The sequence below is a fragment of the Arthrobacter sp. M2012083 genome (assembly GCF_000281065.1).
In the GTDB taxonomy this organism is placed as follows: domain Bacteria; phylum Actinomycetota; class Actinomycetes; order Actinomycetales; family Micrococcaceae; genus Arthrobacter.
Genome location: NZ_AKKK01000038.1, coordinates 59,235 through 67,442 on the forward strand (window position 1 = coordinate 59,235; position 8,208 = coordinate 67,442).

Annotated in this window: 7 protein-coding genes and 1 rRNA gene; 2 read left to right on the plus strand and 6 right to left on the minus strand. The window is 62.2% G+C overall.

What is annotated here, in order from left to right:
• The 3 genes from A477_RS0115880 to A477_RS0115890 all read right to left on the minus strand — a co-directional run bounded on the left by A477_RS0115880 (position 1) and on the right by A477_RS0115890 (position 3,984).
• The gene (locus tag A477_RS0115880) at positions 1 to 933 is read right to left on the minus strand and encodes a sugar ABC transporter permease (RefSeq protein ID WP_017199930.1); all 933 of its coding nucleotides are present in this window, start codon (positions 931 to 933) and stop codon (positions 1 to 3) included.
• Entirely contained in the window at positions 933 to 2,588 is a 1,656-nt protein-coding gene (locus tag A477_RS0115885) for an ABC transporter permease subunit (RefSeq protein WP_017199931.1), read from the minus strand. Before A477_RS0115885 ends, A477_RS0115880 begins: the two co-directional genes overlap by 1 nt.
• A gap of 97 nt (positions 2,589 to 2,685) precedes the next feature.
• Positions 2,686 to 3,984, minus strand: coding sequence for a sugar ABC transporter substrate-binding protein (locus A477_RS0115890; protein WP_017199932.1), 1,299 nt, complete (start codon positions 3,982 to 3,984; stop codon positions 2,686 to 2,688).
• 208 nt (positions 3,985 to 4,192) lie between these two features.
• Between A477_RS0115890 and A477_RS0115895 the strand changes: the two genes are divergently transcribed.
• The gene (locus tag A477_RS0115895) at positions 4,193 to 5,950 is read left to right on the plus strand and encodes a glycoside hydrolase family 13 protein (protein WP_237715812.1); all 1,758 of its coding nucleotides are present in this window, start codon (positions 4,193 to 4,195) and stop codon (positions 5,948 to 5,950) included.
• Positions 5,951 to 5,970: 20 nt separating this feature from the next.
• Positions 5,971 to 6,993 carry a LacI family DNA-binding transcriptional regulator gene (locus A477_RS0115900; RefSeq protein ID WP_017199934.1) on the plus strand — a complete coding sequence of 341 codons (1,023 nt, stop codon included), beginning with the start codon at positions 5,971 to 5,973 and terminating at the stop codon, positions 6,991 to 6,993.
• A gap of 18 nt (positions 6,994 to 7,011) precedes the next feature.
• Here the strand turns inward: A477_RS0115900 and A477_RS0115905 are convergent, their stop codons facing one another.
• The 3 genes from A477_RS0115905 to rrf form a co-directional block, all read right to left on the minus strand.
• The gene (locus tag A477_RS0115905; protein WP_083848055.1) at positions 7,012 to 7,533 is read right to left on the minus strand and encodes a GNAT family N-acetyltransferase; all 522 of its coding nucleotides are present in this window, start codon (positions 7,531 to 7,533) and stop codon (positions 7,012 to 7,014) included.
• Positions 7,526 to 8,020, minus strand: coding sequence for an SRPBCC domain-containing protein (locus A477_RS0115910; protein WP_026005689.1), 495 nt, complete (start codon positions 8,018 to 8,020; stop codon positions 7,526 to 7,528). The genes A477_RS0115905 and A477_RS0115910 overlap by 8 nt, the downstream gene beginning before the upstream one ends.
• A 103-nt stretch (positions 8,021 to 8,123) precedes the next feature.
• Positions 8,124 to 8,208 (minus strand): 5S ribosomal RNA (rrf, locus tag A477_RS22780); the annotation flags it as partial.

The following is an 8,208-nucleotide window of genomic DNA, read 5'->3' on the forward strand; positions in this document are numbered from 1 at the left end:
TCAGCCTTTCACTGAGCCGGCGGTAAGTCCGCTGACGATGTATTTCTGGAGGAAGAGGAACAGTGCCATGACCGGGATCGCGGCGATCACGGCCCCGGCCGCGAAGACACCCCAGTTCTCGGAACGCTGCTGGGCCACGTAGGAGTAAAGCCCGACGGCGAGTGTCTGGCTGTCCGGATCGGTCAGCACCACGCTGGCGATGACGAACTCGCTGGAAATGCCGATGAAGGCCAAAAGACCCACAACCGCCAGAATGGGCGTGACCAGGCGCAGGATGATGCCGAAGAAGATCTGCACGTGGCTGGCGCCGTCGATCTTGGCGGCCTCATCCAGTGACTGCGGAACTGTGTTGAAGAACCCGTACATAAGGTAGGTGTTCACACCCAGCGCTCCGCCGAGATAGACCATGATGAGGCCCAGCTGGCTGCCCAGCCCCAAGGCCGGAATTACCTGCGAGATCCCGCTGAGGAGCAGGAAGATCGCGACGACGGCCAACAGTTGCGGGAACATCTGCAGCAGGAGGAGGGTCAAGAGACCCATCCGGCGGCCTTTGAAGCGCATGCGGGAAAATGCGTACGCGGCCATGGCGCCGAGGAAAACGGTAGCGGCTGACGTTACCGTACCTACCACCAGAGTGTTGACGAACCACCGTCCGAAAGGTCGGGTGGGGTCGCTGAAGAGCGCCACGAAGTTGCCGGTGTCGAACCTGGAAAACAGTCCGTTGGAACCCACAAGCGTGCCATTGGAATCCAGGGCAGCGGAGAGCACATAGAGGAGCGGGAACACGGCGAAAATGGTGGTGATGATGCCCACCACATGCCGCCAGCCTTTGTCCTTGAACCAGACCCCGAAAGGACGGCGCTTTTGGGCTAGCGGCGACGGGCCGCCGTCGAACGTTGTTTCCTTGCTGGAGGCGAATGTGCCTACGCTCATCAGTTCACGTCCTCGAGTGCTTTGGTCTGCTTGAAGCTGATGGCCGAAATGGTGGCCACGATGATGAAGATGATGATCGCGAGCGCGCTGGCCAGGCCGTAGTCGCGGCCCGTGCCTTGGCCGAACGCCACTTTGTACACCAGCGTGATGAGGATGTCGGTGGAACCGATGTCGCGGTCAGTGTCCGCGAAGCGCGGCCCACCGCCGGTGAGCATGTAGATGACGTTGAAGTTGTTGAAGTTGAAGGCGAAGGAGGAGATCAGCAGTGGTGCCACTGACACCAGCAGCAGGGGCAACTTGATGGAACGGAACACCCGCCAAGCTGAGGCCCCATCCATGCGGGCTGCCTCGTCGATTTCGGACGGCAGCGACTGCAAGGCGCCGGTGCAGACCAGGAACATGTAGGGGAACCCAAGCCACACATTGACTACCAGCACGCTGATCTTGGCCAGGACGGGGTCCGTAAGCCAGCCGATGTTCGCGCCACCGAGCAATGTTTGGTTCAGCCAGCCGAACTCGGGGTTGAGAATTCCGGACCACACCAAGCCGGACAGGAAAGCGGGGAAAGCGTAGGGCAGGATCATCAGGATCCGGTACGCCTTCTTACCCCGAAGGTCCTCACGGTTGAAGGTCATTGCCAGGAAGAGGCCCATCACAAATGTGAGGGCGACGGACGCAATGGAGAAGGTGAACGTCCAGAGGATCACGCCCACCAGCGGTCCGCGAAGGCTGGGGTCCGTGAAGGCCCGGACGAAGTTGTCCATTCCCACATCGATTTTCCAGCCGGTGGCCAAGGCCTCTCCGTTAGGATCAGCAAAGGCGCCTTTGCCGTTGTCGCGGTATTCCGTGCCGGTTTCGGTGTCCACGAAGGTATCCGTGGCGGCGTCGTACTTGAGCGCCGGTTTGAACTGGTAAGCCGTGCTGCCGTCTGCTGTGCGCAACGTTCCATCGGCGGGATCGTCCGAAACCGGGACCGTGATCTTCAGGATCTCCTGCTGGTTGGCCACGATCTCCTGGAACTTCAGCGTCTGGTAGCCCGGCAAGGAGTTGGCCTTGCCCGTTGAGTCTTTGCCTGCGTCCGGGGCCTCGGCGAGCGGATCTTCGCTACTGCCGAGTTGCGCCCTCCCCGCCGGATCGGTGAACAGCAGATAGAACTCGTTGTCCTTGGTGAGCACTGATGCCTTGTAAGCAGGCGAATCCGGGACACGTTTCTGCGCTGTCAGCTGGATGGCAGAAATGGCATCGTCCTTAGTGCTGTTGTGCCCGTCGCCGTAGTTGGTAAAAGCGATGTAGCCGCTGAACACCACCACCAGGACTTGGAACACCAGGAGGAACAGCACACCGGGAGCCAGGTATTTGGCCGGGAGCCCGCCCTTGCGGAGGTAGATCCAGTTAATGGCCAGAACCACTAGCGACGACACCGCCAGTGCCGCCCACGATTGGCTGAGGAAAAGCATCATCAGGACGTACACCGCGAAGGCGTCCACAAGTCCCAGCAGGACAACCTTGAGAATGGTGCCCTTGAGGGAATCCGGATGGCGTGCGGGTTTGGCTGGACGGCCGGGCTTGGCTGGACGGCCGGCGCTGCTGGCAGCCTCAGCCGGGGCCGCTTGGCCTTGACTTGAGGGCTGTTCGCGGAGATCTGGTTTTGGCATTGTGGATCCTTGGGTGAAGCGGTTGGCGGCAAGCAGGGCCGGGCGGTGGAGTGCCGCCCGGCCCGGGGCAGACCGGTGGAGTTATCCGGTTGTGGTGTTAGCCGCCGATCTTGGACTTGATGCTGTCGGCCATCTTGGTCCAGGCCTCCGCCGGGTCGCCCTGGCCCTTGATGATGGCCAGTTCGGTAGCACCCCAGTCAGCCCACACCGCGCTCATTTCCGGGATGGCCGGCATGGGAACGCCGGTGGCACCGATCTTGCCGAACGCCTCCACCACGGGATCGCTGGCGGCCTTGTCGAACGACGCCTTGAGGGCCGGAGGCCGTCCTCCTGCTGCATACATCGAATCCTGCGCCGACTCGGAGGTGAGGTAGTTGGTGACGAACTCGTTGGTGGCCAAGGCATTGGCACTCTTGGCGCTGATGAAGAAGCCGTTGACGCCGATGAACGGCTGGGCGGGCTCGCCGCCGGCGGTAGGCAGCTCATCCACGGAGAACTTGATGCCCTTCTTCTGGACGTCCGGAACGTTCCACGGGCCCGTCACGAAGTACGGGGATTCGCCGGCCAGGAACTTCTCCTTGGCAATGTCACCCGTGATGTTGGAGTTGATGATCTTCTCGCCGGCATCGCCCCAGGCGGCCAGCTTCTTGGCGAATTCGACGCCGGCAGCGTCACCGATGAGCAGCTGCTTGGCGTCATATTCGCCGTCGGCGTTCTTACCGAAGACCTGTGAGCCCATGGAGGACTGCAGAGGGTACAAGTGGTATGGGTCGCCCTGCTTCGGGTCCATGCCCACCAGGAACGGGAAAGTGGCTTTGCCGTCTGCCACGGCCTTCTTGCCGTTGGCCACTACTTCGTCCAACGTGGCAGCTTTGCTGTCCACGATGCTGGTGTTGCGCAGCAGCGCGATGTTTTCTATGGCATACGGGACACCGTAGACAGCGCCGTTGTAGGTCATGGCCTTGATGGAGGAATCCTGGAACTGTCCGGCTTTGTCGCCCAGTTCGACGGGTGCGATCACACCATTCTGAACAAACTTTCCAATCCAGTCGTGGGGTCCGACGATCAAGTCCGGCCCCTGGCCTGTGGGCACCTGCGTGATGAAGTCGTCGCGCACGGCGGCAAAGTCCTTGACCACGAGCTTCACCTCAATGCCGGTATCGGACTTGAACTTCTCCGTAATGTCCTTCAACGCCGGGGAACGTTCGGCGTCCACCCACATGGTGATGACACCGGCTCCTGCGGCCTTGAGGTCCGGTTTTGCGGCTTCCGAGCTTGGCGCGGTGGAGGCGCTTCCACCGCAGGCGCTCAGTGCCAGGGCTGCGGCCACGGAGAGCGCCCCGGTGGCGAAAACGCGCCGGGTGGTCTGAGTCGCGAGGGTATTGTGCACCTTCATTGGTGTCCCTTTCCTTCTTTTTGCTTCGACGGCAAGGGCTTAAGGCCCGTCGCATCGCCGGTGATATGGCTCACAACTGCAAGCGCTTCCACACACTACAGGGCTTGCAGCATATTTGGAAAGCCCTGCCCTCCCAAATCGCGCAAAGACAGCACCCTTAGGACTGGAAACGTTTACAACTCTGGGATTTCTCTTCTACGATGTGTTCATGTCCGTTGATTCATTGCTCTCGGTTGCGAGCCCCGAGCCCACTACTGTTTTCACGCATCTGACCCCGGTCCACGACGCCTCGATGGCGCACGGATGGTGGCGTTCCGCTGTGATCTACCAGATTTATCCCCGCTCTTTCCGGGACCTCAATGGTGATGGCGTAGGAGACCTGGCGGGCATCACTGCCGAATTGCCGCAGCTGGCGGCGTTGGGGGTGGACGCCGTGTGGCTGTCCCCCTTCTATCGCTCACCCCAGCGGGACGCAGGATATGACGTCAGCGATTACTGCGACGTCGATCCCCTGTTCGGCACCCTGACCGACTTCGACGCCCTCATCGCAGAGGCCAACAGGCTCAACCTGCGGGTCATCGCGGACCTCGTCCCCAACCATTGTTCTGACCAGCACGTCGCCTTCCAGGCAGCACTTAGGGCGGGCGCAAACAGTGCGGAACGGGACATGTTCATTTTCCGGGACGGCCAAGGAACTGACGGCAACGAGCCACCCAACAACTGGCAATCGCACTTCGGCGGCCCGGCATGGACACGCATCATCGAACCCAACGGTCAGCCCGGCCAGTGGTTCCTGCACCTCTTCGACTCCTCACAGCCGGACTTCAACTGGGACAACCCTGCCGTTCATGCTGAGTTTGAACGCGTTCTCCGCTTCTGGCTGGACCGCGGCATCTCCGGCTTCCGGGTGGACGTTGCCCACGCGCTGGTCAAGGCGGCCGGCCTCCCCAACTGGGGTGGGCGTGCAGACGGCAACAGCACCGACGGTTTCCCGGGCCATCATGCTCCGATGTTCGGCCAGCCCGCCCTGCACGATATCTATCGCCGCTGGCGCTCGATCCTGGAAGCGTACGGACCGGACCGCATCCTGTGCGCCGAAGCCAACGTGGACCCGCTCCCCCGGCTGGCACAGTGGGTACGTCCCGACGAAATGCACCAGGCCTTCAACTTCCCCTACCTGCACGCAGGGCTGGATGTGAACCGCCTCCGCCACATCATCACCGACTCGCTGGTCTCGCTGGACGCCGTGGGTGCCCCGAGCACCTGGGTGTTGTCCAACCACGATGTGGTAAGGCACGTTTCCCGCTTCGGCTACGACGGACCAGGGCCCCGCGACGGTGACGGCATTGGGCCTGATGACGTGCAGCCCAACGAAGAACTCGGACGACGACGCGCTGCCGCAGCCACCATGTTCATGCTCGGACTCCCCGGCGGCGCGTACCTCTACCAAGGCGAAGAGCTGGGCCTACCCGACTCCTCGAGCATCCCCGGGAGCATGCGCCAAGACCCCACGTTCGCCCGCACCGACGGAGCCCGCATCGGCCGTGATGGCTGCCGCGTGCCGCTTCCTTGGCGTTCGTCCGAACCTCACTCCGGGTTCGGCAGCGGCATGGACCCCTGGCTGCCCCAGCCCGAGTCCTGGCCCGCACTGGCGAGGGACAAGCAAGAGTCAGATCCGGCGTCGCACCTTAACCTGTACCGCCGGATGCTCGCCCTCCGGGCTACGCACCGGCTCGGCGAAGGCTCCCTCGCCTGGGTGGAGGACTACTGTAGCGAGGCCTCGCTGGCCTACCTCAACGGCAACACCCTGGTGATCATGAACGTCGGGGCTGAGGCGATGCCGCTTCCTGCAGGGGAAACCATCCTGCGGAGCTCCGCTGATGAAGGCAGCGATCCATCAGGCGCTGATCTACCAGGCATTGATCTACTAGGCTCGGGGGAGACAATCTGGCTCACAGCCAGCTAACCTTCCCCCCAAGGAGCAGCATGACCGGCATCAAGGACGTAGCCGAGCGAGCAGGGCTGTCCGTTGCCACGGTCTCACGGGCGCTGAGCGGGAAAGGCAACGTTTCCCCAACAAGCCGGGAACGCGCCCGTGCCGCAGCTGCCGAGTTGGGATTCGTGCTTTCCTACCACGCGTCGAGCCTGGCCTCCGGGCGCACGCACAACGTCGGCTTGGTGGTGCCCTCGGTCCACCGCTGGTTCTTCTCAGCGGTGATCGAAGGCGCCTCCGCCGCCTTGCTCGAGGCCGGCTACGACCTCACCCTATACAACATCGGTGAAAACCCCGCGCACCGGCAGAGCGTCTTCAGCGACTTCCTGCTCCGCAAGCGGGTGGATGCCGTCATTGCGGTATCCCTGGAACTTAGCGAAGACGAAATCGAGCAGCTACACGCCGTGCACCGCCCTATTGTGGGTATCGGCGGTCCCTTGCCGGGAGCGTCCACCATCAGGATCGACGACTCAGGGATCGCCCTGAAAGCCACCAATCACTTACTGGGTCTGGGGCACACCAAGATAGCGCACATCACCGGCCACGAAGCCTATGACCAAGACTTCCACCTTCCGGGAACCCGCCGCAGCGGTTTTGAAAAAGCAATGAACGACGCCGGCTGCCCGGTCAGGCCGGAATGGATCGTTTCCGCGGACTTCACCATAGAAGGCGCATACGCGGCCGCGAGGCAACTGCTGGCCAGCGCACCTGAACGCCCCACAGCCGTTTTCGCAGCGTCGGATGAAATGGCCATTGGCACCATCCTTGCCGCCAGGGACTTCGGCCTGCGCATCCCCGACGATCTCTCCGTCATGGGAATCGACGGGCATGACCTGGGCAATGTCCTTGGCCTAACCACCATCGATCAGGACGCCAAGGGACAGGGGGCGTTGGCTGTCCGGACCCTGCTGGGTGCCATCAACAACGGTCTGGTTCTGGAACCAGCAGACACGGAGCACCCCACCAAGCTGGTGGTGCGGACAAGTACTGCTGTGCCCAAACCCGGCACATCCTAGGACGTTCCTAGGACATTCCTAGGGCAGCCGCCGTTCCATCACGAGCTCCAGCTTTGACGTGTCCTGCGGATAAGGCCGGCTGGCACCCGTGGTTTCGAATCCGTGACGCCTGTAGAACGCAAGCGCCCTTGAGTTGTTCTCATGCACCCCAAGCTCAATGCTTTCCGCTGCCAGTTCTTCCGCTGCAGCCTTGCACGCCGCGTTCAGGAGTTCGTCGGCAAGTCCCAGCCCTCGATGCTCGGGTGCGACATAAACGCTGATCAGCATAGCCTGCAGCGGCTTCTCCGGGCCCTGGGGGTGTTTGAGCACCACGCGCATCAGGCCGCAGAATCTGCTGCCGTCTTCGCCGCCATCGGCAACCAGGGTGATACTGGCATCGCCGGACATCGCGGCAGCACGTTCCTGCCATTGGGTGTCTGTTTGCCGACGCGCAGCATCCAGGCTTTCCACGTAGGCCATGGGCGTGTCTGTGAGCATCTCCAGCCGGACGGCCCTCAACAGGGGCCAATCGTTCGCGTGGAGCCTGCGGAGCCTAGGCAACTGCTCCGCCCATGAATCTCACGTAGCGTTCCAGGACACGGGGCCAACCTTCGGCGTATGACGCGCGCGAGGCTGCGGGGTCTTCCGCGCCCTCCCAACCGTCGTGGACCAAGCGAACTTCAGTGCCCTCCTCCACGGCCCGGAATGCTACACGGATCTCGGTGGACCAGAGGGGCGTACTTGCCGGGTACCAGCTGGCGTGGAAGGACAACGGCGGTTGCCAATCGTCGATGGTTCCCCACACGGAGGTACGGCCGTCCTCGGCCGTTTCGAGGATCAGGTTCTCTTCGAACTCAACATGTGATCCCTCGCCGAACACACTCTCTCGTTCCAGCGGCCACCAAAGATGCGGGTGATCCGTGAATCCTTGGAAGGCGTGTGAGACGTTCGTGGGGACAACGACTGTAATGATGAGCGGCTCCAGCGCATCATTGTCCTGCTGGGACGGCTCGGGATCCGACTCGGGATGGCTGAAGAGGTTTTCCATGACCACCAACTCTACCGGGGGCAGAAGGCACACACGTGGGTTAATCAGAACTGTTAAATGCAAAGAGCCCCGACCATATAGGTCGGGGCTCTTCTCAAATGATGTCCGGCGGTGTCCTACTCTCCCACACCCTCCCGGGTGCAGTACCATCGGCGCTGTGGGTCTTAGCTTCCGGGTTCGGAATGGGA

Bases quoted from the DNA above. Each gene is read 5' to 3' on its own strand.
- A477_RS0115890 (WP_017199932.1), bottom strand. From the start codon at position 3,984: ATGAAGGTGCACAATACCCTCGCGACTCAGACCACCCGGCGCGTTTTC.
- A477_RS0115910 (WP_026005689.1), bottom strand. From the start codon at position 8,020: ATGGAAAACCTCTTCAGCCATCCCGAGTCGGATCCCGAGCCGTCCCAG.
- A477_RS0115900 (WP_017199934.1), top strand. From the start codon at position 5,971: ATGACCGGCATCAAGGACGTAGCCGAGCGAGCAGGGCTGTCCGTTGCC.
- A477_RS0115880 (WP_017199930.1), bottom strand. From the start codon at position 933: ATGAGCGTAGGCACATTCGCCTCCAGCAAGGAAACAACGTTCGACGGC.
- A477_RS0115895 (WP_237715812.1), top strand. From the start codon at position 4,193: ATGTCCGTTGATTCATTGCTCTCGGTTGCGAGCCCCGAGCCCACTACT.
- A477_RS0115885 (WP_017199931.1), bottom strand. From the start codon at position 2,588: ATGCCAAAACCAGATCTCCGCGAACAGCCCTCAAGTCAAGGCCAAGCG.